The sequence below is a fragment of the Massilia sp. TWP1-3-3 genome (assembly GCF_049897805.1).
Classification (GTDB): domain Bacteria; phylum Pseudomonadota; class Gammaproteobacteria; order Burkholderiales; family Burkholderiaceae_D; genus Telluria_A.
The window spans coordinates 138,570-163,599 of record NZ_JAFCWX010000004.1 but is presented as its reverse complement, the minus strand read 5'-3'; the positions used below and the strand labels follow the sequence as shown (position 1 = coordinate 163,599).

The following is a 25,030-nucleotide window of genomic DNA, read 5'->3' as shown; positions in this document are numbered from 1 at the left end:
AAGTCCGCTCCACAAAAACAGATAGTTGCTTGCGAAGGGCGACCTAATTGGCGCCATCCATGGCCGTTGCAGCGCACGCATCCGTGAAATCGTCCGCTTATACTTTCGCGGTCAGCGCCAACAAGCTAGCTGCGCAGATGGAACCTCGACGGTTCGCTGCCAGTACACCAGCAACCCCGGCAAGCATGACGACCACGGTAAAGTCAGCAACCATGCGGAGCGTAGGTCGGATAAGCGCGAGCGCAATCCGACCTACCGCCCCATCCCGAAAAAACGCCGGGCAAAGCTATGCAGCAGAGTTAGATCGTTCTTCGTGCGGCGGCGACCTGCACACATGATGTGGGCTATGCCCCCGGCTTCGTTATCCGCGCATGGATGCCATCAATCGGGGGCGTCATCGGGTGCGTGCTGGCCAGTTCAACATAGTCCTTGACCGCCGCCAGCACGCCTGTCCTGAGGCGCTAGTTCCACGCGGCCGCGTCCGGCCCCCTGTCCTTTGAGGCGCCATCCGCGGCCCAACAGTCGCAAGCGCGTCCAACAGGAAAAATATCGCGATCGGTAACGGCAGGCTGAAACCGTGAAGGCTTCAACAAGATCACTCAAGTAGGAATAGGACATGATTGCTGTCTCTACCAAGGAATGAAACCGGAACAGGGGTAATATCTTTGATGCCTACACATCCAGGTCGCGCTTTGGCTGGTCAATGCCGTTCGGCTTGCATTGATTACCACACCCATTGGCTGCTGAGGTGCCGCAAGACCGACGCTGGCGTTGGCGCCACGCTACTACACCCGCAACGACGACGGCCCCCGTTCCGACGGCAATCCAGCTGCTCGACACTGGCAGCGCGGAGGCTGCGACTCCGACCCATATCAGCGCCGGCGCCAGCATAGGAATACAGCACGCCGTACAGGCAAACAGTGCAATCCCAGTCGCGCCGGTCAGCCCGTTTACCAGGCCAGGTCGTTTGCTCGACGATGTCATGAATTTCTCCTCGTGTGGATATCTGATAAAGTGCCAAGGTAATACCTCAAGCCACTTGAGGTGCAAGTTCTTTTTAGGGAAAACGTGAATACCTGCAGAATTAGCATCGGGGCGCTTTCGAAACAGACAAATTGCACAGTACCGACGATCCGGTATTACGAACAAATCGGCTTGTTACCCAAGCCGGAACGCGCCGAGAATGGGCACCGCTACTACCGCGCTGCCGATTTGAGTCGACTGGCATTTATCAAACGCTGCCGCGATTTCGGATTCCCTATCGAACAGGTGCGCGACCTTGCGCACTTGTTTGATGATGGCGCTCGGCCATGCGTTGAGGTGCGCGACCTGGCACAAGTCCATCTTGATCAGGTCCGCGCGAAAATAGCTGACATGCGAGATCTCGAGGCGAGTCTTCAAGCCTTTATCGGTGGCTGTGATTCCTCCTGCATCGGTGGCCCGACAACAGACTGCGTGATCATCACCGATATTTCTGCCGGCCCATCGCCGAGCAGTGCAAAAGCCGCGTCTTGCTGCAGTAGTGCTCCTGTCGTGCCGGCCAAGCCATTGTTTGCCCGCGAGTTGAAGCGCGCATGATCGTCGGTACCGGCCTACCGCGGATGCTCGGCTTATTTGGCATAACTGCAGTGTTCGAGCTGTTGGGTTGCTACCTGCCCCTGCTCTGGCTCACCGGAAAGGGTTCGGCCTGGCTCCTGGTCCCGGCTGCCGCAAGCCTCGTCATTTTTGTGTGGCTGCTGACACTTCATCCGAGTGCAAGTGGCCGTGTGTATGCGACCTACGGCGCCGTGTACATTACCACAGCGCTACTCTGGCTGTATCTGGTCGATGGCGTGCCTCTCAAGTGGAACGATTACCTCGGCGCCGGCCTGGCTCTCGCAGGTGCCGCCGTCATTGCTGCCGGCCGTCAAGCCGACTAATTCATCCGGCGCTGCTGTGTTTTAAAGAGCACCCATCAGGCTGCGTTACCGACTGGCTGATCGGTTTTTCCGCTGTTGCTTCGTCCAGGGCTTGCTTGATCCAGTTCGTCGCCTCAGCAATATCCGATGCCTGGGACTTGCCTGGTTGTCGATCGCGCCGGCGTGCGCTGCCCACCTTCAAAGACCGCACAGCGCTATACCTGGCTACCAGCGGCCAGGCGCAAATCGCAGCGCAAGTGAGCGAACTGTCGATAAAGTTCTAGAGCGCCGGTGACGCCAACTTGAGCTTGCGCCATGACGACTGGCCCGATGAAACGCACGCCACCATCGACCATCCGGCCGCGCTGAAGGCGTTTCGCGCGGCGTTCAAGCCGCTGCTGCCGGCGCCCTGAGTTCTGCGGGCAGACGGTCATCGCTGCGTCGATCACGGTATTTACCCTGCACGGGACGCGCTATTGACTTAGCCTCGCCAGGCCAGCGTGCAGGGCGGAATGGCGACGATTTGACCGGCCGGGCAGTAGGTTGGAAAAGCGCGAAGCGCGCATTCCGACAAGCGTCGTCGATGGCTCATGTCGAATACGCGCTGGCGCTAGTGCGTCCCTGCCGTGGGCTGCGATGTTGCCTTACCCCTGCGCGGCGAGCATGTTGGCGTCGCGCGTGAGCAGCCACTTGCCGTCGTCACCTTTGCGCAGGATCGTCAGCGTGTGCCCGGTGCGCTGCAGTGGCAACTGGCCGTGCTTCGACGTCACCGTCACCGTCAGGCTGGTGCGGCAGTACGCCATGTTGCCGCTGACGGCCACCTCGTCTACCGTGCTGCTCGATTCGATCGCGTGATCGGCCAGCACAGCGCGCAGGCTGTTGGCAAATGCTTCGTGCCCAACCATCGGCATTTGGCCAGCCATCAGGAAGGTGGCGTCCGGCGCCATCAGTGCCAGCACCGCGTCCACGTCGCCGGCGCGCGTGGCGTCGATCCAGCGTGCGATCAGATCGCGGATCGCTTGTTCGTCGGTGTTCATCTGGCCTGCGTATCGGCTTGCATTACGCCGAAAATATTCCCGTCCGGGTCCTTCAGGTAGGCCAGCCAGCCGATCCCGGGCACCGCCATTTTGGGCACGGCCGTCACGCCGCCGCCCGCCAAGGCGCTTGATACGGCATTGTCGACGTCTTCCACATCAACCGTGATCACGAAGGCGTTTACCGCCGCCATGGACTCGGGCACGGCGCTGCGGCGCGGCAACAGGCCGCCGTTGATGCCCGGCTGGTCGTCCGGCCCGGTATGGATCAGCCAATAGTCGCCGCCCTCCCACTTGTTGAAGGACCAGCCGAACAGGGCGGAATAAAAATGCATCGACGCCTGCGGATCGGACGCATGGATTTCGAAGTGGACTGCTCGTGACATGGCTGCTCCCGGTCAGGCAAAAGGGTCGTAGGTGCCAACGCTCCAGACGTGGCCTTCAAGGTCGCGGCAGGTGAAGCCGCGCCCGCCGTAGTCTTCATCCTTGATGTCGATGACGATCTCCGCCTCTGCGCGGCGCACGCGTTCGTACACGGCGTCGGCATCGGGCACCACCAGGTAGGTGGTCTGGGTCTGCGCGCCGCCGATGTCGTCGGGCTGCTTCATCAGCTTGTCGAACTCGCTGTCCTTGCGATCGGCCGAGCCGAGCATCAGCATGCCGTTGCCGAATGCCAGTTGTGCGTGGAGGATGGTATTGTTTTCTCCAGGCACGACCATCTGCTTGTCGAAACCAAAGGTGTTGCAGAGCCATTCGATGGCTGCCGGCGCATTGCGATAGCGCAGGCAGGGAATCAGCGTGGCCTTGGAATTGGCTGCCATGTCACTCTCCCTTTAAAGAATCATGATTGAACAGCCAATGGTAGTGGAGTTATGAATCCGCTGCCTCACATTTGCTTAAGGCTTTTTCTTCTCGACCTTGGGCGGCGGCTCCGGGTTAAATTCCATCGACCAGATGACAGAACTGATTTTCCATCCGGCATCGGTGCGCACCAGGTGCCACGCTTCCTTGCCCCAGTTGGCCTTGTAGTCGTTGAAATTGAAGCTGTAGTCGAACCATACCTGCGCTACGTCGCCGTCGGAATCGATGCGCACGTTCTCGAATTTTTCTTCGTCCCCGGCCTCGATATTGTCGATGAATTTTTGGGGATTGTCAGCGGCAAAAATTTTCTTCAAGTCCTGCATGTCTGGCTTGGGCTTGTGCGCCTTAGCCCATGCCAGGCTCTTGTCGGTGGTCACGCCGATCCAGGGAATCTTGTCGCTGTAGAACAACTTCATGAAGCTTGTTTTGTCCTTCTTGATGATCGAGACGCGGAAGGTCTCGACGATTTGTTCGATGCTCTCACGGTCGCCCGCTTTGGACGCAGCATAGGAAGGTGCGGCGAAGGTCGCCAGCGCGCTGCAGAGTAGTGCTGCTGCAAATATTTTCTTCATGTAGACCTCGTGCTTATTGTTTTGTATTCTTTTTCACCTTGGGCGGCGGTTCGGGATTGAACTCCATCGACCAGATCACGGAACTGATTTTCCATCCGGCGTCCGTGCGCACCAGGTGCCAGGCTTCCTTGCCCCAGTTGCTTTTGTAGTCGTCTCGATTAAAGCTGTAGTCGAACCAGACCTGCGCCACGTCGCCGTCGGAATCGATGCGCACGTTGTCGAATTTCTCTTCGATGGTCATGTCGGTACGTTTGACAATCCCTTCAATAAATTTCCGGGGGCTGCCACCCGCAGAAATCTTTTGCTCGTCCGGCATGTCCGGCTTCGGCTTGTTCGCGTTCTCCCGCGCCAGGCTCTTGTCGGTCGTAACGCCGATCCACGGGATGGTGTCGCTGTAGAACAGCTTCATGAAGCTGTCCGCGTCCTTGTTGATGATCGACACGCGGAACGTCTCGACGACTTGCTCGATCTTCTCGCGCTCGCTTGGTTCAGCGGCTGCGAAAGCGGGGGCGGCGACCAACATTGCGCTGCAAACCAGTGCTGCTGCAGTTGTTTTCTTCATGCGTTCCTTGTCTTGATTTTAAATCTTGTGGTGGGCTTACATTTGCTGAAAAAGGTGTGAATGGTTGCGGCTCACTTCCAGCGCTGTGGGGAAGTTGCGCACCTTGATCATCTGGCGTCCGCGATCGTCGCGCGACACTTCGGCGATCGCGTCCACCCGCACCAGCGTGGAGCGGTGGATGCGCCAGAATTCATTCGGATCGAGTTCGTCGGCCAACTCCTTGAGCGTTTTCCGAATCAGCATCTCGGCCTGCGCGGTCTGCACCAGCGTGTACTTGTCGTCAGAGCGGAAGAACAGCACTTCCCTGGTGCTGATCATGCGCAGGCTGTTGCCAACCTGGGCCTGGATCCAGCGCAGGTAGTCGACTTTTTTGGTCTCGCCGCGCTGCACCATGCGCGTGAGTTGTTCCAGCTGGGCCTCGATGTTTTCGGGCGACTTGTCCAGACGCTGGCGCAGGCGCTCGCAGGTCAGCTGCAGCCGTTCGGCCACCACCGGCTTGAGCAGGTAATCCATCGCACCATGCTCGAATGCGTCGACCGCGTATTGGTCGTAAGCCGTGACGAACACAATGTGGCAGCGCTCGTACAGATGGCGCGCGGCTTCGATGCCGCTCTGGCCGGGCATGCGGATGTCCAGGAAGACGATGTCGGGCGCATGCTCGTTGGCCAGCGCCACCGCCTCGATACCATTGGCTGCCTCGGCCACGATCTGCAGTTCGGGCCACACATCGCGAAGGCGCGCGCGCAACTGGTCGCGCATCGGCGATTCGTCGTCCGCGATCAGGGCCCGTACGGGCTTGGAAGCTGTGATCATGTCAGTGTTTGTCGAGTATGGAAAAGGGGACGCGGATCGCGGCGATGGCGCCGCCGTCCAGCGGCGCTTCGATGACCAGTTCCGCGCGGTCGTCGTACAGCAGGCGCAGGCGCTCGCGAATGTTGGCCAGGCCTACGCCTTCGTCAGCATGCGTGTTGAAGCCGGCGCCGTTGTCGCGCACATTGACTTGCATGATGCCCCCATCCAGGTGCGCGCTGATGTCGATGCGCCCGCCTTCGATCTTGGGTTCGAGTCCATGCTTGATCGCGTTTTCGATCAGCGTTTGCAGCATCATCGGCGGGAAGGGCGCATGCTCCAGGTTGGCGGGTATGTCAAAGTTGACGGTCAGGCGCTCTTTCATCCGCGCCTGCATGATCGCTAGGTAGGAGCGCGAGAGCTGCACCTGGCGCCCGAGCGTGCCGCCGCCGTTCGCGCGCATCTGCGGCAGCGTGGCGCGCAGGTAGTCGATCAGGTTCATGTGGATCTTGGCCGCCTGCGGCGGGTCGGTTTCGATCAGCTGGCCGATCAGCGCCAGGGTGTTGAACAAAAAGTGGGGCTCGATCTGGGCTTGCAGCGTGGCCATCTGGGCTTCGAGCAGGCGCCGCTCCAGCGTGGCCACGTCGGCCTTGGCGGTCGCTTCGGTCGCTGCCAGCTCGGCCTTGCGCTTGCCGCCGGCGAGCACCTTGACGCCGAACGAGAGCAGGATGAACCAGACCGCCGTCTCCACCACCTTGAAGATGGAGGCGAGCGAAACCAGCAGGAACCAGGTGATGTACAGCTGGCGCCATTCGACGACGGCGAGCCAGTCGAAAAAACTCCACCACAGCAGCTTCGCTTCGGCGAGTGCGTCGCGCAGGAAGTCCATGGCTTTGTTGAGTTGACTGGCACGCACTGTTTTACTCAGCCTTGTTGTCGGACGACTTGTACGGCGTTGGCACGCCACGCTGGCCGCGCTCGGCGATGACGCTGAAAATCAGCTTGATCGCCATGAACATCACGAACAGGAACAAGGCGAGCGGCACGATGGTGACGGCCAGGGCCAGCATCACGCAGCACACCGCCAGCGCCGGCCACGACATGGTGGCCACGGCTGCGGCCCCGTAGCGTGCTGCCTTGGCGATCGCGCGGCCCATTTCCTCCAGGGTTTCGTAGAAGGAATTAAAAGTGGTGTTGTTCATTTTGCTTCTCCCATCGGTTTGTTGATGGACTCACTGTAACAAGCGCTGCCGGGGCCTTCCAGCACAGTGTGACGAAGTGCCGGTTTCAAGGGTCGGCCGGTCGCTACAGGAGACTAACGGCAGGAAAGGGTGCTGACCGGGACCACGGCGCCGTTGTCCTGGTCGCCAATGACCAGGCATTCGCCGGTGCCGGGGGCATCCACCAGCAGTTGGCCGTCCGCCAGCCAGATGGCGCTGCGGCCCGCGCTCTGGTAGCCGCCGGTTTCAAAGGCATGGTTGGCCAGCAGGATGCCGATGTTGAACAATTTTGCATGGCCGGAGAGCAGGTTCGCCTCTTTCGCATAGCCTGCGGGCGTGATTACGGAGCCGGCCACATACAGTGTGGCGCCGGCCATGACGGCTGCGTGCGGATGCTGCTGGTTGCCTGTGTCGGCGCAAATGGCCAGCGCGACGGGCACGCCGCGCACGTCGATCACCTGGCTGATCGCGGTGCCGGCCGCGGCATTTTGTTCTTCGCCCGGGTGCAGGAAGTGCTTGCGATAGGTGGTGTGGCGGCCATCGGGATGAAAGGCGATGGCGCCGATGAAGGGCAAGCCGTTTGGATTGCGCAGCGGCGCGCCGGCGACGATGGTCATGTTGTTGGTGACGGCGCGCGCGGCCAGTGGCGCTAGCAATGCTTCGCCTGGCCCCAGCGCGGCGCCTTCGAGTAGCGCTGGTTCATAGCCGCTTAGCGACAGCTCGGGAAACACCAGCAGGTCGACGCCCGCTACCACTGCGGCGTCGATGAAGACGCAGTGGCGCGCGACGTTGGCCGCGATGTCGCCCGGGGCCGAGTGTGATTGCGCCGCAGCGATCCGCAGGCCGGCCATCAGCGTGCTTCCCAGTCGCGCCGCAGCAGGCCGTAGAAGACGGTGTCGCAGATTTCGCCGTTGACGATCCAGCGCTCGCGCAGGTAGCCTTCCTTTTGAAACGCCTTGCGCTCGAGGAGTTTGGCCGAGGCTGCGTTGCGCGGGTCGATGTCGGCTTCGATGCGGTGCAGGTCGAGTGCGGTGAACGCGTAGTTGAGGGCTGCCGTCATTGCTTCGCCCAGGTAGCCTTGGCCCCAGTGGGCGCGGTTCAGGGCATAGCCGACGTCGCAGCGGCGGTTCGATTCTGAAAAGGCGTACAGGTTGAAGTTGCCGATCATGGCGCCGCTGTCGCGCAGTTCGATGGCCAGGCGCAGCGCTTTGCCGCTGGCGTAGTCGGCGATGGCTTGCTCGATGGAGGCGCGGGCCTGGTCCATGTCGGTCCAGGCGGCGCTGCTCCAGTAGCGCATGGCGATGTCGTCGGCGTAGATCGCGTACTGGGCGGCGGTGTCGCTATGGCCCAGCCAGCGCAGCGTGAGTCGGTCGGTGGTGAGGGTGATGGGGGAAAAGGCGGGCATTGGGTTGTTGGAGTGGGGCTGTTGTTTTACAAGCATACACCACCCACTGCGAACCGTAGGTCGGAAAAGCGGCAGCGCCACTGCCGCCAACACCATATTGGTAATCATCATCTCCCCATCCTCAAAATCCTTTTTCGACAGCTGCTTGCGGTTCAACACCAGCGCCATCTGCGTGGAAAAGTCCGCATACGACTGCGTCATCGCCCAAATCGCAAACAACAAATGGGTCGCATTGACGGGACCGATTTTGCCCTCGCCAATCCAGCGCTCGAACACCTCGATATCCTTGCGCAGCAGCGGCACCACGCGCTTTTGGATCTGGTCGCCGTACAACTGCGCGCCGCTGATCACTTCCATCGCATACACGCGCGACGCCCACGGCTGTTCGCGCGAAAACTTCAGCTTGGCCTGCACGTACGCGCGCAGCACATCGCGCGGATCCTGCTGCGGGTCGGCCAGGCTGTCCATGCGTGCCAGCCAGTCATCGAGCACGCCGTCAAGCACGCGCTCGTACAGCGCCTGCTTGGTGGGGAAGTAGTACATCAGGTTCTGCTTCGACAGCCCCGCGTTTTCGGCCACGGTGGCGATCGACGCGCCCTCGTACCCGGATGCGGCGAACACCCGCACCGCTTCGGCGACGATGTCGGCCTCCAGCTTGTCGCGATTGATCACGCGGCGCGCGCTGGCGGTCATGTTTTCGTTCTTCTTGCTTGCCATGTCGATCAGCCTATCGATAACAGGAATTGGGTCAGCGCCGGGGCGTCGGCCGCGTAGGCCGCGTTAAAACGGAACCAGATGCTGGAGGGTGTTTGCAGCGTAAAAAATTCACCCGGCGAGAGCAAAATGCCGGACGCCAGCGCGCGGTCGGCAATCACCCTGCCGTTCAGGTCCGCGCTTGGGGCCAGTGGCAAAGCTGCGCTGACAAACATGCCACCGCGCGGCTTGGCCAGCGGCGTCAAGCCGGCATCGAGCAAGCGCTCCGTGGTGCGTTCGCGGGCCGCCGTCAATTGGTCAATCAGCTTTTCGACCATCTTGCGATACGGCCGCGCAGAAATCGCGTGGTACACGGCGCGCTCGTTAATTTCGGACGTCGTCAGGCCAGTGAGCATCTTCACGCGCAGCAGTTCGGGCGCCAGCGAATTGGAGGCGCAGATCGACCCGACCCGCAGCACCGGCGACAAGGTCTTGGAAAAGCTGCCAACCCGGATCACGCGCCGCAAGCCGTCCATGGCGGCGAGCGACGCCTCGCCGCGCGCGGCCAAGTCGCGGTAGATGTCGTCTTCCACGATCCAGAAATCGAACTGCTCGGCCACGCCCAGCAGCCGGTGCGCCTGCGCCTGGCTAAGCGAGGTGCCCAGCGGATTTTGCAGCACCGTATTGACGAACATGAGCTTGGGCTGGGTGGCAGCGGCCTGTTGCGCGAGGTCCTCCACATCCAGGCCATGCTCGCCGCGCGCTATGCCGACCGGGATGCAGCCGTGGTGGCGCACCAGCGACATCAAATTGCTGTAGCCCGGGTCCTCGACCAACACCGTGTCGCCCGGCTTGGTCAGCGTGCGCAGAATCAGGTCGAACGCGTGGGTGGCGCCGTGCGTCAGGACGATCTGATCGGTCCCGACCTGGAACAGTTCTTCGGACAGCGTGGCGGCCATGTGCTGGCGCAGCGTGGGAAAGCCGAGCGGATGGCCGTAGCCGCGCAGGCGGTTGGCAGGGATCTTCATCGCGTGGCGCACGGCGTCGAGGATGGTGGTCTCGCCGTACCATTCCGGCGGCAGCCAGCCGGCGCCCACCGGCAGCGCATCCGAGACGCCGGAATACAGGTCGGGGGTGAGGGCGTCGATGGCGCTCGGCGTTGCCTGCAGGGCAAGCCGCTGCGGCGCTTGCGCTTCGCTGCGGGCAACAAAAAAGCCCGAGCCGCGGCGCGATGAAAGCAGGCCCAGCGTTAGCAGGCGGTCATACGATTCCACGACCGTGAAGGTGCTCACCGCGTTGCACTTTGCGAAACGTCGAACCGAGGGCATCTTGGTGCCAACACGTAGCTCGCGGCTGTTTACCATCTCCGTGATCGCTGCCACAATCTGGTCGACCAGGCTGCCGCGCTTGTTGCGATCGATGACCAGGACCGGCCAGCCTGTCTCCGTCTGCTCCATCACCACTCCTTTTGCTGCACACACACAAAGTGTATTGTTTGCGCCACCGATACGGTTGGCCGGTTTTGCAATTTGTGTATATGTGCCATAGTTGTACTGCTGACTATTATTGCATCATCATTTTGCCAACTGGTAAATTATTTTTTTGCTCGTAAAAATCATTGGAGAGCTGTATGAACGAATCCAAACCCGAGTCGATGTCATCGTTCTGGATGCCATTTACCAACAATCGAGATTACAAGACCAACCCCCGTTTGCTCGTTTCCGCGGAAGGGATGTACTACAAAGATGTGGACGGCAACGAGATCCTCGACGGCACCGCCGGCCTGTGGTGCGTGCCATGCGGACACGCTCAACCCAGGATCACCGCCGCCATCCGTGAAATGGCCGGCCAGCTCGACTTTGCGCCAACCTTCCAGATGGGCCACCCGGCCGCTTTCGACCTGGCCGAAAAGCTGATGGATTACACCGGCTATCGCTTCGGCCACGTGTTTTATACCAATTCAGGTTCCGAGGCGGTCGACACGGCGCTCAAGATGGCGCTGGCGTATCACCGTGCACGCGGAGAAGCGGGGCGCACCCGCCTGATCGGGCGCGAGCGCGGCTACCATGGCGTGGGCTTTGGCGGCATCTCGGTGGGCGGCATCGGCGGCAACCGCCGCACGTTCGGCCCGCTGCTGCCAGGGGTCGACCATTTGCCGCACACGCATAACCTTGAAAGGAACGCCTACTCGCGCGGCGAACCTGAATACGGCGCGCACCTGGCCGATGACCTCGAACGCATCATCGCGCTGCACGACGTTTCGACCATTGCCGCCGTCATCGTCGAGCCGGTGGCCGGTTCCACCGGCGTGCTGATTCCGCCCAAAGGCTACCTGAAACGCCTGCGCGAGCTGTGCACCAAGCACGGCATCCTGCTCATTTTCGATGAAGTCATCACCGGCTTCGGGCGCCTGACGACGCCATTCGCGTTCGACTACTTTGACGTCGAGCCGGACATGGTCACGGTGGCCAAAGGCTTGACCAATGCGGCCGTGCCGATGGGCGCGGTGTTCACCAAAAAGCATATCCACGACACCTTCATGGACGGCCCGGCCGGCATCGAGCTGTTCCATGGTTACACTTATTCGGGCCATCCGCTGGCCTGCGCAGCCGCGCTGGCAACGCTGGAAGTGTTCAAGGAACAGGACATCCTGGCGCACGCCAAAGGCATCCAGGATTACTGGGCTGACGCTGTGCACTCGCTCAAGGGCTTGCCGCATGTGATCGACATTCGCACCATTGGCCTGATCGCCGGCATCGAGCTGCAAGCCATCGACGGCAAGCCGGGCGCGCGCGCGTTCGCCGCCTTCAAGCAAGCGTTCGCCGACGGCCTCCTGATCCGCACCACCGGTGACATCATCGCGCTCTCGCCACCGCTGGTCCTTAAAAAGCAGCACATCGACGATATGTTCGGCAAGCTTGCCACCGTACTGAAAAACCTGGATTAAACAACATGAGCAATCTCGATACCATCACCCACTTCATCAACGGCGCCAAGGTCGATACGCAAAGCGGTCACTATGCGGACGTGTTCAATCCGGCGCTCGGCGAGCCTTGCGCGCGCGTGGCGCTGGGCACTGCGGACGACGTCAACGCGGCAGTTGCCGCCGCCGCCGCGGCCTTTCCTGCCTGGTCGGCCACGCCGCCGTTGACGCGCGCGCGGGTGCTGTTCAAATACCTGCAGCTGTGCCAGCAGCACACCGACGAATTTGCCGCCATGCTGACCCGCGAGCACGGTAAAACGTTTTCGGACGCTCAGGGTGAAGTGGCGCGCGGTATCGAGATGGTCGAATTTGCGGTCGGCATTCCCCATCTGCTGAAAGGAGAATTCACCGACCAGATTTCGCGCGGCATCGATGCCTGGTCGATGCGCCAGGCGCTTGGCGTGGTAGCGGGCATTACGCCATTTAACTTTCCGGTGATGGTGCCGATGTGGATGTTCCCGGTGGCGATCGCGTGCGGCAATACCTTTATTTTGAAGCCGTCCGAGCGCGATCCTTCGGCGTCGCTGCTGCACGCCAAACTGCTGACCGAGGCGGGTTTGCCCAATGGGGTATTTAACGTCATACAGGGTGACAAAGTCACCGTCGATGCACTGCTCGACCATGATGATGTGCAGGCGATCAGCTTTGTCGGCTCGACCCCGATTGCGCAATACATTTACGCGCGCGGCACGGCCAACGGCAAGCGCGTGCAGGCCCTGGGCGGAGCCAAGAACCACATGGTCGTCATGCCCGACGCGGACATCGACATGGCCGTCGATGCGCTCATTGGAGCGGCCTTTGGCTCGGCGGGCGAGCGCTGCATGGCCATTTCGGTGGTGGTGGCGGTGGGCGATTCGGGCGACAAACTTATTGGCGCACTGGGCGAGCGCACGGCCGCGCTCAAGATCCGCGACGGCATGGCGGCCGATGCCGAAATGGGGCCAGTGGTCACGGCTGCGGCCAAGATGCGCATCGAAAAACTGATTGGCGAAGGCGTGGAGCAGGGCGCGACGCTGGTGGTTGACGGACGCGATTGCAAGGTGGTCGGACGCGAGAAAGGATTTTTTGTGGGCGGCACGCTGTTCGATCACGTGACGCCGGAGATGACGATCTACAAGGAAGAGATTTTTGGGCCCGTGCTGTGCGTGATGCGCGCGCCGGACGTGGCCACCGCCGTCACGCTGATCAATGCGAATGAGTACGGCAATGGCGTGGCCATTTATACCCGCGACGGCGGCACCGCGCGCGAGTTCGTGAGGCAGATCCAGGTCGGCATGGTGGGGGTGAATGTGCCGTTGCCGGTGCCGATGGCGTTCAACAGCTTTGGCGGGTGGAAGAAGAGTTTGTTTGGCGACCATCATGCCTATGGCCCGGAAGGCGTGCGGTTTTATACGCGGCACAAGGCGGTGATGCAGCGCTGGCCGAATACGGCCAGTGCGGGGGTGGAGTTTGCTTTTCCGCAGATGAAGTAATAGAGAGGCCAAGGTAGAGGAACACTACTACCACATCGTCCTCGCGCACGTGGGGACCCATAGCGCTTCCTATAGATCACCGTTCTATGGGTCCCCGCGTGCGCGAGGACGACGTGGTGGTGAACTTATAACTAGAACGAGAATAGGGACAAACAATGATTGAATCTCTCAAGCACCTGCCGCACGCAGGTGGCTCGAACAGCGAACTGGCGCAGCATTTTACTGATCTGGCGCCGCCGCTAACTGCGCGCCAGGCCGCCATCGAGAGCGCGCGCTGCCTGTACTGCTACGACGCGCCATGCACCCGCATCTGCCCGTCCGACATCGATGTCGCAAGCTTCATTCGCAACATCCACGACCAGAACATCAACGGCGCCGCAGCCGGCATCCTGAGGCAGAACATCCTGGGCGGCAGCTGCGCCCGCGTCTGCCCGACCGAAATCCTGTGCGAGGACGCCTGTGTGCGCAACCACGATGCAGAAGGCCAGCCTGTTAAAATCGGCCTGCTGCAGCGCCACGCGCTCGATCACGCCAGCTTCAAGGCGCACCCGTTCCAGCGCGCCGCCTCGACCGGCAAGAAGATCGCCGTGGTCGGCGCCGGCCCTGCCGGCTTGGCTTGCGCGCACCGCCTAGCCATGCTCGGCAACGACGTCGTCATTTTTGAATCGCGTGAAAAATCCGGTGGCTTGAACGAATACGGCATCGCCAAATACAAGCTGACGGGCGACTTTGCGCAACAGGAAGTTGCATTCCTGCTCGAAATCGGCGGCATTGAAGTGCTGCACGGCCGCACGCTCGGCGCCAACCTGCACCTGCAAGACCTGCATGCCCAGTTCGACGCCGTCTTCCTGGGCCTGGGCTTGAACGCCAGCCGCCGGCTCGGCCTGACCGGTGAAGACGCTCCCGGCCTGATGGCGGCGGTCGACTACATCGCCGACCTGCGCCAGGCGAGCGACCTGGCGTCGCTCCCGGTCCCCAAGCGCGCCATTGTCATCGGCGCCGGCAACACCGCCATCGACATGGCGGTCCAGATCAAGCGGCTTGGCGCCGAAGACGTCACGCTGGTGTATCGGCGCGGTGTTGAATCCATGACGGCGACCCACCACGAACAGGACATCGCCAAGCAAAACCAGGTGCGCATCAAGACCTGGGCGGCGCCGCTGGAAGTGCTGCTGGACGACGCCGGCCGCGTGCGCGGCATGCGCTTTGAAGAAACGCGGATGGATGGCGCCAAGCTGGTCGGCACGGGCGGTTTTATCGAGATCGCGGCGGACGCCGTGTTCAAGGCCATTGGCCAGAGCTTGGCGCCGGCCGGCCTTGTGGGCGAGATGGCGCAGCACATCACGCGCGAAGGCGACAAGATCCACGTTGACGCCAGCTTTCGCACGGCGCTGACGGGCATCTACGCGGGCGGCGACTGCGTGGCACCGGGACAGGACCTGACGGTCCAGGCGGTCCAGCATGGCAAACTGGCTGCAATGGCCATTCACGACGACATCCAATCAACAGTGGGGGCTGCATAATGGCTGACCTGAGCATCGATTTTTGCGGCATCAAGTCGCCCAATCCATTCTGGCTGGCGTCCGCGCCGCCGACCGACAAAGCCTACAACGTGGTGCGCGCCTTTGAAGCAGGGTGGGGCGGCGTGGTCTGGAAAACGCTGGGCGAAGACCCGGCGGCAGTGAACGTGTCGTCGCGCTATTCGGCCCACTACGGCAAGAACCGCGAGGTACTCGGCTTTAACAACATCGAGCTCATTACCGACCGCAGCCTGGAAATCAACCTGATGGAAATCACCCAGGTCAAGCGCGACTGGCCGGACCGCGCGATGGTGGTGTCCTTGATGCTGCCGTGCGAAGAAGCGCTGTGGGCGGCCATTTTGCCCAAGGTGGAGGCGACCGGCGCCGACGGCATCGAGCTCAATTTCGGCTGCCCGCACGGCATGCCCGAACGCGGCATGGGCGCGGCCGTGGGCCAGGTGCCCGAGTACGTCGAAATGGTCACGCGCTGGTGCAAAAAGTATTCGTCGCTGCCGGTGATCGTCAAGCTCACGCCCAATATCACCGACGTGCGCGCGCCGGCGCGCGCGGCCAAGGCCGGTGGCGCCGATGCGGTGTCGCTGATCAATACCATCAACTCGATCACCCACCTGGACCTGGACCGCATGGTGGCGTTCCCGATCGTGGGCAATGCCAGCACGCACGGCGGCTATTGCGGTTCGGCCGTCAAGCCGATTGCGCTGAACATGGTGGCCGAGATCGCGCGCGACCCGCAGACGCAGGGCTTGCCCATTTCCGGCATCGGCGGCATTGGCAACTGGCGCGACGCGGCCGAATTCATCGCGCTCGGCGCGGGGTCGGTGCAGGTGTGCACGGCGGCGATGCTGCACGGTTTCCGGATTGTCGAAGAGATGAAGGACGGGCTGTCGCGCTGGATGGATGAAAAGGGCTACAAGAGCATCGCCGAGTTTTCGGGCAAGGCGGTGGCCAATACCACCGACTGGAAATACCTCGACATGAACTACGAGGTGATTGCCCAGATCGATCAGGACAAGTGCATCAAGTGCGGCAAGTGCTATGTGGCGTGCGAGGATACCTCGCACCAGTCGATCGCGCAGTTGATCGACGCGGCCAGTGGCGTGCGCACCTATGAAGTGATCACCTCCGAGTGCGTGGGCTGCAACCTGTGCGAGATTACCTGTCCGGTGGAAGCGTGCATTACGATGGTGCCGCAGGCGAATGGGAAAAAGTACATGAACTGGACCCAGGATCCGCGTAATCCACGTGCTGAAGTGGTAGTGTAGAACGTAGGGCGGATAAGCGGAACGCGCAATCCGCCATGCCTGCGTCAACGTGACCTCGGCCTTCGGCGGAATGCGCTGCGCTTTTTCGCCCTACGTTCCACGTTTCCCGTTTGCTTCTCTTTGATGGAGATCGCCTGTGAATAAAGACATGTCGGCCAACACCGCGCTCTGGAACGAAGACCTGGCCCCCACCACGGCGGCCCAGCGCACCTGGCGCTGGTACCATTTTGCCGCGCTGTGGGTCGGCATGGTGATGTGCATCCCGGCCTATACCCTGTCGGCCGGGCTGATCGAAGGCGGCATGTCGGCCTACCAGGCCGTGATGACGGTCTTCATCGCCAACGCCATCGTCCTGCTGCCGATGCTCCTGATCGGCCACGCCGGCACCAAATACGGCATTCCGTACGCGGTCCTGGCGCGCTGCTCGTTCGGCACCACGGGCGCGCGCATCCCGGCGCTGATGCGCGCCATCGTCGCCTGCGGCTGGTACGGCATCCAGACCTGGTTTGGCGGCAGCATGATCTACACGCTGCTCGGCGTGCTGCGCGGCGCGCCGATCGGCGGCGACGCCATCGCCGGCCTGGGCATCAACGGGGCCGAGCTGCTGTGCTTCGTCGGCTTTTGGGCCATCCAGTTCTGGTACATCGTGCACGGCATGGAAGCGATCCGCAAGCTTGAAACGTGGACCGCGCCGCTCAAGATCGTGATCTGCTTCGTGCTGCTCGGCTGGGTCTACAACAAGGCGGGCGGCTTTGGTGCGCTGCTCGAGCAGCCGTCGCAGTTTGTCGAAGGGGGCAAGAAGGCGGGCCAGTTCTGGGCCGCGTTCTGGCCGTCGCTGACCGGGATGGTGGGTTTCTGGGCCACGCTGGCGCTGAACATCCCCGACTTCACCCGCTTTGCCAAAACCCAGCGCGACCAGCTGATCGGGCAGTCGGTCGGTCTGCCGGTGCCGATGGGCTTGTTGGCCATGCTGGCCGTGATCGTCACCTCAGCTACCGTCGTCATGTATGGCGAGGCGCTGTGGGATCCGGTCAAGCTGGCCAGCCGCATGACGGGCGCGGCGGTACTGATTGCGCTGATCGTGCTGCTGATCGACACCGTCAGCGTCAACCTTGCGGCCAACCTGGTGGGGCCGGCGTACGATTTTTCGTCGCTTTCGCCCAAACACATTTCGTATCGCACGGGCGGCTACATCACGGCCGGTATCGCGCTGGTGATGATGCCGTGGAAGATACTCGCGTCCACGGAGGGTTACATCTTCACCTGGCTGGTCGGCTATTCTGCGCTGCTGGGGCCGATCGCCGGGATCCTGATCGTCGACTATTATATGATACGGAAAACAGAGCTAGATGTGCCACAACTGTATCGTAATGATGGTATTTATTCCTATGGAAGCGGCTGGAACATGGTGGCCGTCGTCGCCTTTGTGGTGGGCGTGCTGCCGAACATTCCGGGCTTCCTGAACAAGGCCTTCCCCGCATCGTTCCCCGACGTGGGAGACCTGTTCAAAACGATTTATACCTACGCGTGGTTCGTGGGCGTCGCGATCTCGGCGGTGATCTACGGCGCCTTCATGCAAGGCCGCGTGCCCAAACTACACATCAGGAGACAAGTGTCATGACAACGATTATCCGCGGCGGCACCGTCGTCAACGCAGACCGGGCATTTCGCGCCGACGTGCTGGTAAGCGACGGCAAGGTCGTCGCCATCGGCGAGAACCTCGAGGCGCCCGTCGGCGCCACCGTGATCGACGCCGGCGGCCAGTACGTGATGCCCGGCGGGATCGACCCGCACACCCACATGCAGCTGCCCTTCATGGGAACCGTCACGGCCGATGATTTTTTCACCGGGACCGCGGCGGGCCTGGCCGGCGGCACAACCACCATCATGGACTTTGTGATTCCCAATCCGCAGCAGTCGCTGCTGGAGGCGTATCACACCTGGCGCGGCTGGGCCGCCAAGTCGGCCGGCGACTATACGTTTCACGTGGCGGTCACGTGGTGGGACGCGTCGGTGCACCGGGATATGGGCACGCTGGTGCACGAGCACGGCGTGAACAGCTTCAAGCACTTCATGGCCTACAAGAATGCCATCATGGCGGACGACGAAACGCTGGTGAAGAGCTTTACGCGGGCGCTGGAGCTGGGGGCGATTCCCACCGTGCACGCCGAAAACGGCGAGCTGGTATTCCAGCTGCAGCAAGATTTGCTCAAGAAGGGCATTACCGGCCCCAGCGCGCATCCGCTGTCGCGCCCGCCCGAGGTGGAAGCGGAAGCGGCCAACCGGGCCATTGCGATTGCCAATGTGCTGGGCACCCCGGTGTACATCGTGCACGTATCGTGCGCCGAGTCGCTCGACGCCATTGCGCGCGCGCGCGCCAAGGGCCAGCGCGTGTATGGCGAGGCGCTGGCCGGGCACCTGGTGATCGACGACAGCGTCTACCGCAGTGCGGACCTCGACTTCGCGCGCGCGCACGTGATGAGCCCCCCGTTTCGCAGCAAGCATCACCAGGGCGCGCTGTGGCAGGGACTGCAGGGCGGGAATTTGCACACCACGGCGACGGACCACTGCACCTTCTGCGCCGAGCAAAAGGCGGCCGGGGCGGACGACTTTACCAAGATTCCCAATGGCTGCGGCGGAGTGGAAGACAGGATGGCGGTGGTGTGGGATGCCGGGGTCAATACCGGCAAGCTGACGCCGTCCGAGTTCGTCAAGGTGACGTCCACCAATGCTGCGCAAATTTTCAATATGTATCCGCGCAAGGGCGTGGTGGCGGTCGGATCGGACGCCGATATCGTGGTCTGGGATCCGGATGGGACCAGGACCATTTCGGCCAAGACCCAGTTTGCCAAGGGTGGCTTCAATGTATTTGAAGGCCGCACCGTGAAGGGGATTCCGTCATACACGCTCGCTGCCGGCAAGGTCGTTTTTGAGCGGGGCGCGCTGCGCGCCGTGCAAGGCGCGGGCAAGCACGTCGAGCGGCCAGCATTTACCAAAACCCACGCATAAAGAATCTGGAACCGATATGAACCAACTGCGGAACGAACTGCGCATCAACGGCGAGCGCCTGTGGGCGTCGCTGATGGAACTGGCCCGCATCGGCGCCACCCCCAAAGGCGGCGTCAAGCGCCTGGCCCTCACCGACCTCGACAAGCAAGGCCGCGACCTGGTCGTCGGCTGGGCAAAAGAAGCCGGCCTGGCCATCACCGTCGACCAGATCGGCAACGTCTTCATGCGCCGCGAAGGGCGCAATGCATCTCTGCCGCCTGTCATGAGCGGCAGCCATATCGACACCCAGCCCACCGGCGGAAAATTCGACGGCAATTATGGCGTGCTGGCCGGCCTTGAAGTGATCCGCACCTTGAATGACATGAACATCCAGACCGAAGCACCGCTGGAAGTGGCGTTCTGGACCAACGAGGAAGGCTCGCGCTTCGTGCCCGTGATGATGGGTTCGGGAGTGTTCTGCGGCGCCTTCAGCCTGGAAATCGCCTACGCCGCCCGCGACACCGAAGGCAAGAGCGTGAGGGATGAACTCGAACGCATCGGCTACCTGGGCGAGCAAGTCCCCGGCCAGCATCCGATCGGCGCCTATTTCGAAACCCACATCGAGCAAGGCCCGGTGCTGGAAGACGCCGACAAGGTGATCGGCGTGGTGCCGGCCGTGATGGGACTGTCGTGGTACGACTGCGTCGTCACCGGCATGGAGGCCCACGCCGGGCCCACGCCCATGGGGCTGCGCAAGGATGCGCTGCAAGTCGCCACGCGCATCATGCAGGAAGTGGTGGCCATTGCAAACCGCTATCCGCCCTACGGGCGCGGCACGGTCGGCATGGTGCAGGTGTTCCCCAACAGCCGCAACGTGATTCCCGGCCAGGTCACCTTCAGCATCGACCTGCGCAATGTGAGCGACCAACTGCTGAACACCATGCACGAGGAAATGCTGGCCTTTATCGACCGCACGCGCGCCGAGTCGGGCCTTGGCATCAGCATCGAGCGCGTGTCGTACTACCCGCCATGCCCGTTCCATCCTGCCTGCGTAGGCGCGGTGCGCGCGGCAACTGAAATGCTCGGTTACTCGACCATGGATGTGGTGTCCGGCGCCGGCCACGATGCGATCTACGCCGCGCGCCTGGCGCCGTCCGGCATGATCTTCGTGCCGTGCAAGGACGGGATCAGCCACAACGAGATCGAAGACGCCAAGCCGGAACACCTGGAAGCGGGCTGCAATGTACTGCTGCACGCAATGCTTGAGCGGGCAGTAGTTGCGAGCTAGACTTATTCAAAATTCACTGCGGAAATCTCGTCGGCGAAGTCCTACCGGTGCAGGCGGGAGCATCCGATTCTGGTACGTGCGTTAGCTTGTTAGGCTGTCTATTTCTATGGAGATAACGACATGCGCGCACTCACGTACCACGGCAGCCACGACGTCAAGGTCGACAACGTCCCCGACCCCATCTTGCAGGAGCCGGACGACATTTTGTTGAAGGTGACGGCCACCGCCATCTGCGGCTCCGACCTGCACATGTACCGCGGCAAGATCCCGGCCATGGAAAGCGGCGACATCCTGGGCCACGAATTCATGGGCGAAGTGGTCGACGCCGGTCCCGACGTCAAAAAACTGCAAAAGGGCGACCGCGTGGTGGTGCCTTTCGTGATCGCCTGCGGCAGCTGTTTTTTCTGCGACCTCGAGGCCTTTTCGGCCTGCGAAAAAACCAATCCCGGGCGCGGCTCCATCATGAACAAGAAAAGCCTGCGTTCGGGTGCCGCGCTGTTTGGCTTTAGTCACCTGTACGGCGGTATTCCGGGCGGACAGGCCGAGTACGTGCGCGTGCCCAAGGCGAACGTGGGTCCGATCAAGATCCCCATGACGCTGACCGACGAGCAGGTGCTGTTCCTGAGCGATATCCTCCCCACCGGCTACCAGGCGGTCTTGAACACGGGCGTCGGCAAGGGCGGCAGCCTGGCCATTTTTGGCGCAGGCCCGGTAGGCCAGATGGCGGCGGCATCGGCACGCATGCTGGGCATCGAAAAAATCTTCATGGTCGACCATCACCCGTTCCGGCTGGAGTTCGCGCGCAAGACCTATAACGTCATCCCAGTCAATTTTGATGAATGCGATGCGGCCGAATTCATCATCGATAATACGGATTTTCGCGGTGTCGACGGCGTGGTCGACGCAGTCGGCTTTGAAGCGAAGGGCAGCACGGTCGAAACGGTGCTGGCCAACCTCAAGCTCGAAGGCAGCAGCGGCAAGGCACTGCGCCAGTGCATCGCGGCGTGCCGGCGCGGCGGCACCATCAGCGTGCCGGGGCTGTATGCGGGCTTCATCCACGGCTTTTTGTTTGGCGACGTGTTCGAGAAGGGCATCTCGTTCAAGACCGGCCAGACCAACGTGCAAAAGTACATGCCCGAGCTGCTTGAAGCGATTGAGCGCGGCGACCTGCGCCCGCACGAAATCATTTCGCACCGCTTGCCGCTTGCGCAAGCCGCCGAAGGCTACAAGATGTTCGACAAAAAGGAGGACGAGTGCCGCAAGGTTATCCTGACGCCTTGATGTGCATGCCGTGCGCGGCGATCCTGGCGCAGTTGCGCCCGGCCTGCTTGGCCTGATAGAGCGCCGCGTCGGCGCGCGAGAGCGAGGCGGTAATGGCAGCATCCTCGCGCGCCATGACCGAAATGCCGATGCTGACGGTAACGTCGATGCACAAGGCGCCGTCGCGCAGCGGGAAGTCGGCCAGGCGTGCGCGTACCCGTTCGGCAAAACCGAAAGCGTCGGCCATGTCGGCTCCCGACAGGATGATGGCGAACTCTTCGCCGCCGATGCGCCCCACCGAATCGACCTTGCGCAACTCGTGCAGCAGCACTTGCGAAAAGTGCCGCAAGACGTCGTCGCCGCGCGCGTGGCCATGGCGGTCGTTGATTTCCTTGAACAGGTCCAGGTCGAACATCAGCACGGCCGCCAGCGCCGAGCCGTCGCGCTGCACGCGCGCCAGTTCCTGCTCCATGCGCGCCATGATCTGGCGCCGGTTGGGCAGGCCCGTAAGAAAATCCGTGGCGGCGGCGTCGTGCAGCTTGAGTTCAAGCTGCTTGTGGACGGTAATATCGGAGATGAAGCCGTGCCACACGGTGCTGCCGTCGCCCAGGCGGCGCGGGCGCGCTTCACCTTCGCGCCAGCGCTCGCCCACGTCGGGCAGCAGCACCCTGAACTGCATGTGCCAACGCTCCAGCGCGGCGCCGGATGCGGCCAGCGAATCGCGGTAGGCGTGCAAGTCCTCGGGATGGATCACGCACTCGACGACCGAGGCGTTCAGCGCTGCCAGTGTGGCGGTGGTGCCGAAGATGGCCTCGATGCCGGCGCTGGCATACGGGAAGCTGGCCACGCCGTCGGCATCCTCGCGATACTGGTAGACCAGGCCCGGGACTTCATCGGTGAGGTTGGTGAGCAGTTCGGCGCTGCGGCGCAGCTTGTCGGACAGGGCCACGGTGTCGGTGATGTCGGTGGTCACGCCGCTCATGCGCAGCGGCTTGCCGTGCGCATCGCGGCTGACGACCCGCCCCCGGCTAAGTACCCAAATATAGCTGCCATCCTTGCACCGCAGCCGGTGTTCGACCGCATAGTTGTCGCTGACCTGGTCGAAGTGGGCACGGATAGTGGCCTGCACGCCAAGCAGGTCGGCAGGATGGACGCGCGTGTAGCTCTCCTCGATGCGGTCGCTTACTTCGTGCTCGTCATAGCCCAGCATCGCCTTCCAGGCGCGCGAATAGACAATGCGGCCGCTCGGGATGTCGCGATCCCACACGCCGATGCCGCTGTGGGAAACGGCCAGTATCAACGCCGCGTCGCTGCTGTCGGACGCAATGCTTGCCTCATCGTTGACCATGTCGGTGCACTTCTAAAGTAATTCCATGATGCAACGATAACACACCCGGCCCGGCGTGAATTTATGCGGGGCGAAAACTGCGCAGGAAGTCGAGGACGACTTGCGCGGCCAGTTCGGCGTCGTCGGCCGTCATCGTCTCGAGCCGGTTGTGGCTGATGCCGCCATTGCCGCAGCGCGCGAACAGCATGGCGACGTCGGTCACCCTGGCCATGGCCATGGCATCGTGCCCGGCGCCGGAAGCAAGGTCGTGGCGCGGCAGGCCGGCCCGTTCGATGGCGCTCCCAAGCTGCGCCATCAGCCACGGCGCGCACGGCGCGGCCGCCGCCGAGACAATCTGCTCGACGCCCGCTTCCACCTGGCGCCGCGCGCAAATGGCAGCGATGCCGTCGAGGATGTCTTGCACGGCCGCCAGGCGCACCGCGTCGTCGGCGGCGCGAATGTCGAGCGAGAGTGTGCAATGCCCGGGGATCACGTTGACCGAGCCATTGGGCACTTCAAGCTGCCCGACCGTGCCCACCAGCGCCGGCCCTTGGGCGCAGCGCTGTTCGACCAGCAGGACGATTTCGGCGGCTGCCGCAGCGGCGTCGCGGCGCATGTGCATGGGGGTGGTGCCGGCGTGGCCGGCCAGCCCGGTCAGCGCGACCAGATAGCGCGAGCTGCCGGCAATCGCGCTCACTACGCCGACCGCCAGGCCGTGCTCAAGCAGCACCGGGCCTTGTTCGATGTGCACTTCAAAAAAGCCGAGCAGCGCCTGCGGGTCGCGCGCGATGGATGGGATGGCAGCCGGGTCGTGGCCGGCTGCCGCCAGCGCCTCGCGCATCGTCACGCCGTCGGCGTCAATTTTGTCGAGCAGCGCCACGTCGAACGCACCGGTGACCGCGTTGCTGCCCAAAAAAGTGCTCTTGAAGCGCACGCCTTCTTCTTCGGCAAAGGCCACTACCTCCAGGTGAAAGGGCAGTCGCTCGCCGCGCGCGTGCAGGTGCCGCACCAGCGCGATGGGCAGCACGATGCCCAGGCGCCCGTCGTACTTGCCGCCGTCGCGCACGGTGTCGTAGTGCGAACCGGTCATCAAGGTCTTGGCGCCCGCTACGTCGGACAGGTAGCGCCCGGCCACGTTGCCGACGGCGTCGATCTGCACTTGCATGCCGGCCTCGCGCATCCATGTGGCCAGCTGTTCGGCGGTGCGCCGGTGCACGCCGGTCATGTAGGAGCAGGTCAGGCCGTCTTCCATTTCACTCCAGGCACCGATGGTGTCGAGCCACTCCATCAGCAATGGTCCGAACGCGTGCTGCACGCCCAGCAGGTCGTTGATGCGCAGTTCGGCGATGCGGTGGACCTGGCGCAGGCATTCGGCCATTTCGCCGACGCGCGCGTTAGATAGCCTTAGCCGGCGCGCAAAGGTCGCGATAATCGCTTCGCGCGTGAGGCCTTGACCGGTGGGACCCTTGACGGCCAGGATGAACGGAAAGCCGAACTTGGCGTTGTAGGCGGCGTTGAGCGCGTGCAGCGCGGTAAATTCAGTCGCGCTGCACAGGTTCAGGCCTGACCTGGCTTGTTCGATCGTCGACTCGGCCGTCAGCTGGCCCGCGATTGCCGCCTTGCCGGCCAGTTCCGGGTGGGCGCGCAACAGGGCAAGCTGCTCGTCGACGCTGGCGGCGCTGACCACGCCTTGCAGGGCGAACTTGAGCGCAGCCACGCTGGCAAACGGGCGCTGGCCGGCGGCGCGCTGGGCGATCCAGGGCGAATGCTCGTAGATCCCGCGCAGGGTGGCGACAAAGTCGCTCGGCGCGCAGCTGTTCAAGTGGGCAAGTGTCGTCATGGTGTGGGTATCATGTGGAATGTCTTCAGATGATA

Annotated in this window: 23 protein-coding genes; 10 read left to right on the top strand and 13 right to left on the bottom strand. The window is 62.5% G+C overall.

Annotated features, from left to right (window positions below):
• Window positions 1-1,068: 1,068 nt before the first annotated feature.
• Complete coding sequence (locus ACP7D4_RS05355) at window positions 1,069-1,578, top strand: MerR family transcriptional regulator (protein ID WP_426103969.1); 510 nt, start codon at window positions 1,069-1,071, stop codon at window positions 1,576-1,578.
• Window positions 1,575-1,919 (top strand): YnfA family protein, encoded by a 345-nt coding sequence (locus tag ACP7D4_RS05350; protein WP_426103968.1) that lies wholly within the window; start codon window positions 1,575-1,577, stop codon window positions 1,917-1,919. The genes ACP7D4_RS05355 and ACP7D4_RS05350 overlap by 4 nt, the downstream gene beginning before the upstream one ends.
• 623 nt (window positions 1,920-2,542) lie before the next feature.
• Here ACP7D4_RS05350 and ACP7D4_RS05345 read toward each other — a convergent pair.
• From ACP7D4_RS05345 to ACP7D4_RS05295, 11 genes are all read right to left on the bottom strand, one after another.
• Window positions 2,543-2,935, bottom strand: a complete 393-nt coding sequence (locus ACP7D4_RS05345) for a YybH family protein (protein ID WP_426103967.1) — start codon at window positions 2,933-2,935, stop codon at window positions 2,543-2,545.
• Window positions 2,932-3,318 carry a VOC family protein gene (locus ACP7D4_RS05340; protein WP_426208031.1) on the bottom strand — a complete coding sequence of 129 codons (387 nt, stop codon included), beginning with the start codon at window positions 3,316-3,318 and terminating at the stop codon, window positions 2,932-2,934. The genes ACP7D4_RS05345 and ACP7D4_RS05340 overlap by 4 nt, the downstream gene beginning before the upstream one ends.
• 12 nt (window positions 3,319-3,330) lie before the next feature.
• Window positions 3,331-3,753: a VOC family protein gene (locus ACP7D4_RS05335; protein ID WP_426208029.1), complete on the bottom strand. Its 423-nt coding sequence runs from the start codon at window positions 3,751-3,753 to the stop codon at window positions 3,331-3,333.
• Between the two features lie 75 nt (window positions 3,754-3,828).
• Window positions 3,829-4,365 carry a hypothetical protein gene (locus ACP7D4_RS05330; RefSeq protein ID WP_426103964.1) on the bottom strand — a complete coding sequence of 179 codons (537 nt, stop codon included), beginning with the start codon at window positions 4,363-4,365 and terminating at the stop codon, window positions 3,829-3,831.
• A 13-nt stretch (window positions 4,366-4,378) separates the two neighbouring features.
• Window positions 4,379-4,927: a hypothetical protein gene (locus ACP7D4_RS05325; RefSeq protein ID WP_426208027.1), complete on the bottom strand. Its 549-nt coding sequence runs from the start codon at window positions 4,925-4,927 to the stop codon at window positions 4,379-4,381.
• A gap of 36 nt (window positions 4,928-4,963) precedes the next feature.
• The gene (locus tag ACP7D4_RS05320; protein WP_426103962.1) at window positions 4,964-5,740 is read right to left on the bottom strand and encodes a LytR/AlgR family response regulator transcription factor; all 777 of its coding nucleotides are present in this window, start codon (window positions 5,738-5,740) and stop codon (window positions 4,964-4,966) included.
• A 1-nt stretch (window position 5,741) separates the two neighbouring features.
• A complete protein-coding gene (locus ACP7D4_RS05315; RefSeq protein WP_426208025.1) occupies window positions 5,742-6,632 on the bottom strand; it encodes a sensor histidine kinase in 891 nt (296 codons plus the stop codon).
• A gap of 4 nt (window positions 6,633-6,636) precedes the next feature.
• Complete coding sequence (locus ACP7D4_RS05310; protein WP_426103960.1) at window positions 6,637-6,918, bottom strand: hypothetical protein; 282 nt, start codon at window positions 6,916-6,918, stop codon at window positions 6,637-6,639.
• A 113-nt stretch (window positions 6,919-7,031) separates the two neighbouring features.
• Window positions 7,032-7,787: a carbon-nitrogen hydrolase family protein gene (locus ACP7D4_RS05305; protein ID WP_426103959.1), complete on the bottom strand. Its 756-nt coding sequence runs from the start codon at window positions 7,785-7,787 to the stop codon at window positions 7,032-7,034.
• On the bottom strand, window positions 7,787-9,058 hold the full coding sequence (locus tag ACP7D4_RS05300; RefSeq protein WP_426208024.1) for a GNAT family N-acetyltransferase: 1,272 nt from the start codon (window positions 9,056-9,058) through the stop codon (window positions 7,787-7,789). Before ACP7D4_RS05300 ends, ACP7D4_RS05305 begins: the two co-directional genes overlap by 1 nt.
• Window positions 9,059-9,063: 5 nt before the next feature.
• Window positions 9,064-10,491, bottom strand: coding sequence for a PLP-dependent aminotransferase family protein (locus ACP7D4_RS05295; protein WP_426208023.1), 1,428 nt, complete (start codon window positions 10,489-10,491; stop codon window positions 9,064-9,066).
• 173 nt (window positions 10,492-10,664) lie between these two features.
• On the opposite strand from ACP7D4_RS05295, the gene ACP7D4_RS05290 reads away from it, so the two are divergent.
• The 8 genes from ACP7D4_RS05290 (at window position 10,665) to ACP7D4_RS05255 (ending at window position 21,849) form a co-directional block, all read left to right on the top strand.
• A complete protein-coding gene (locus tag ACP7D4_RS05290) occupies window positions 10,665-11,981 on the top strand; it encodes an aspartate aminotransferase family protein (RefSeq protein ID WP_426208022.1) in 1,317 nt (438 codons plus the stop codon).
• Between the two features lie 5 nt (window positions 11,982-11,986).
• On the top strand, window positions 11,987-13,489 hold the full coding sequence (locus ACP7D4_RS05285; protein WP_426103956.1) for a CoA-acylating methylmalonate-semialdehyde dehydrogenase: 1,503 nt from the start codon (window positions 11,987-11,989) through the stop codon (window positions 13,487-13,489).
• Between the two features lie 155 nt (window positions 13,490-13,644).
• Window positions 13,645-15,012: an NAD(P)-dependent oxidoreductase gene (locus tag ACP7D4_RS05280; protein ID WP_426103955.1), complete on the top strand. Its 1,368-nt coding sequence runs from the start codon at window positions 13,645-13,647 to the stop codon at window positions 15,010-15,012.
• A complete protein-coding gene (preA, locus tag ACP7D4_RS05275) occupies window positions 15,012-16,292 on the top strand; it encodes an NAD-dependent dihydropyrimidine dehydrogenase subunit PreA (RefSeq protein ID WP_426103954.1) in 1,281 nt (426 codons plus the stop codon). Before ACP7D4_RS05280 ends, preA begins: the two co-directional genes overlap by 1 nt.
• A 148-nt stretch (window positions 16,293-16,440) precedes the next feature.
• Complete coding sequence (locus ACP7D4_RS05270) at window positions 16,441-17,913, top strand: NCS1 family nucleobase:cation symporter-1 (RefSeq protein ID WP_426104108.1); 1,473 nt, start codon at window positions 16,441-16,443, stop codon at window positions 17,911-17,913.
• Window positions 17,910-19,301, top strand: a complete 1,392-nt coding sequence (hydA, locus tag ACP7D4_RS05265; protein WP_426103953.1) for a dihydropyrimidinase — start codon at window positions 17,910-17,912, stop codon at window positions 19,299-19,301. The genes ACP7D4_RS05270 and hydA overlap by 4 nt, the downstream gene beginning before the upstream one ends.
• Before the next feature lie 16 nt (window positions 19,302-19,317).
• The gene (locus ACP7D4_RS05260) at window positions 19,318-20,568 is read left to right on the top strand and encodes a Zn-dependent hydrolase (RefSeq protein ID WP_426208020.1); all 1,251 of its coding nucleotides are present in this window, start codon (window positions 19,318-19,320) and stop codon (window positions 20,566-20,568) included.
• A gap of 120 nt (window positions 20,569-20,688) precedes the next feature.
• Window positions 20,689-21,849, top strand: a complete 1,161-nt coding sequence (locus ACP7D4_RS05255; RefSeq protein ID WP_426208019.1) for a zinc-dependent alcohol dehydrogenase — start codon at window positions 20,689-20,691, stop codon at window positions 21,847-21,849.
• Here ACP7D4_RS05255 and ACP7D4_RS05250 read toward each other — a convergent pair.
• Together ACP7D4_RS05250 and ACP7D4_RS05245 are read right to left on the bottom strand one after the other, a co-directional pair.
• The gene (locus ACP7D4_RS05250; protein ID WP_426208017.1) at window positions 21,833-23,176 is read right to left on the bottom strand and encodes a sensor domain-containing diguanylate cyclase; all 1,344 of its coding nucleotides are present in this window, start codon (window positions 23,174-23,176) and stop codon (window positions 21,833-21,835) included. The two genes, ACP7D4_RS05255 and ACP7D4_RS05250, sit on opposite strands and share 17 nt — an antisense overlap.
• A 61-nt stretch (window positions 23,177-23,237) precedes the next feature.
• On the bottom strand, window positions 23,238-24,995 hold the full coding sequence (locus ACP7D4_RS05245; RefSeq protein ID WP_426208015.1) for an allantoate amidohydrolase: 1,758 nt from the start codon (window positions 24,993-24,995) through the stop codon (window positions 23,238-23,240).
• Window positions 24,996-25,030: the final 35 nt, after the last annotated feature.

Bases quoted from the DNA above. Each gene is read 5' to 3' on its own strand.
- ACP7D4_RS05310 (WP_426103960.1), bottom strand. From the start codon at position 6,918: ATGAACAACACCACTTTTAATTCCTTCTACGAAACCCTGGAGGAAATG.
- ACP7D4_RS05305 (WP_426103959.1), bottom strand. From the start codon at position 7,787: ATGGCCGGCCTGCGGATCGCTGCGGCGCAATCACACTCGGCCCCGGGC.
- ACP7D4_RS05290 (WP_426208022.1), top strand. From the start codon at position 10,665: ATGAACGAATCCAAACCCGAGTCGATGTCATCGTTCTGGATGCCATTT.
- ACP7D4_RS05335 (WP_426208029.1), bottom strand. From the start codon at position 3,753: ATGGCAGCCAATTCCAAGGCCACGCTGATTCCCTGCCTGCGCTATCGC.
- ACP7D4_RS05280 (WP_426103955.1), top strand. From the start codon at position 13,645: ATGATTGAATCTCTCAAGCACCTGCCGCACGCAGGTGGCTCGAACAGC.
- ACP7D4_RS05300 (WP_426208024.1), bottom strand. From the start codon at position 9,058: ATGGCAAGCAAGAAGAACGAAAACATGACCGCCAGCGCGCGCCGCGTG.
- preA (WP_426103954.1), top strand. From the start codon at position 15,012: ATGGCTGACCTGAGCATCGATTTTTGCGGCATCAAGTCGCCCAATCCA.
- ACP7D4_RS05340 (WP_426208031.1), bottom strand. From the start codon at position 3,318: ATGTCACGAGCAGTCCACTTCGAAATCCATGCGTCCGATCCGCAGGCG.
- ACP7D4_RS05325 (WP_426208027.1), bottom strand. From the start codon at position 4,927: ATGAAGAAAACAACTGCAGCAGCACTGGTTTGCAGCGCAATGTTGGTC.
- ACP7D4_RS05260 (WP_426208020.1), top strand. From the start codon at position 19,318: ATGAACCAACTGCGGAACGAACTGCGCATCAACGGCGAGCGCCTGTGG.
- ACP7D4_RS05295 (WP_426208023.1), bottom strand. From the start codon at position 10,491: ATGGAGCAGACGGAGACAGGCTGGCCGGTCCTGGTCATCGATCGCAAC.
- ACP7D4_RS05255 (WP_426208019.1), top strand. From the start codon at position 20,689: ATGCGCGCACTCACGTACCACGGCAGCCACGACGTCAAGGTCGACAAC.
- ACP7D4_RS05320 (WP_426103962.1), bottom strand. From the start codon at position 5,740: ATGATCACAGCTTCCAAGCCCGTACGGGCCCTGATCGCGGACGACGAA.
- ACP7D4_RS05250 (WP_426208017.1), bottom strand. From the start codon at position 23,176: ATGGTCAACGATGAGGCAAGCATTGCGTCCGACAGCAGCGACGCGGCG.
- ACP7D4_RS05245 (WP_426208015.1), bottom strand. From the start codon at position 24,995: ATGACGACACTTGCCCACTTGAACAGCTGCGCGCCGAGCGACTTTGTC.
- ACP7D4_RS05345 (WP_426103967.1), bottom strand. From the start codon at position 2,935: ATGAACACCGACGAACAAGCGATCCGCGATCTGATCGCACGCTGGATC.
- ACP7D4_RS05270 (WP_426104108.1), top strand. From the start codon at position 16,441: ATGTCGGCCAACACCGCGCTCTGGAACGAAGACCTGGCCCCCACCACG.
- hydA (WP_426103953.1), top strand. From the start codon at position 17,910: ATGACAACGATTATCCGCGGCGGCACCGTCGTCAACGCAGACCGGGCA.
- ACP7D4_RS05330 (WP_426103964.1), bottom strand. From the start codon at position 4,365: ATGAAGAAAATATTTGCAGCAGCACTACTCTGCAGCGCGCTGGCGACC.
- ACP7D4_RS05285 (WP_426103956.1), top strand. From the start codon at position 11,987: ATGAGCAATCTCGATACCATCACCCACTTCATCAACGGCGCCAAGGTC.
- ACP7D4_RS05350 (WP_426103968.1), top strand. From the start codon at position 1,575: ATGATCGTCGGTACCGGCCTACCGCGGATGCTCGGCTTATTTGGCATA.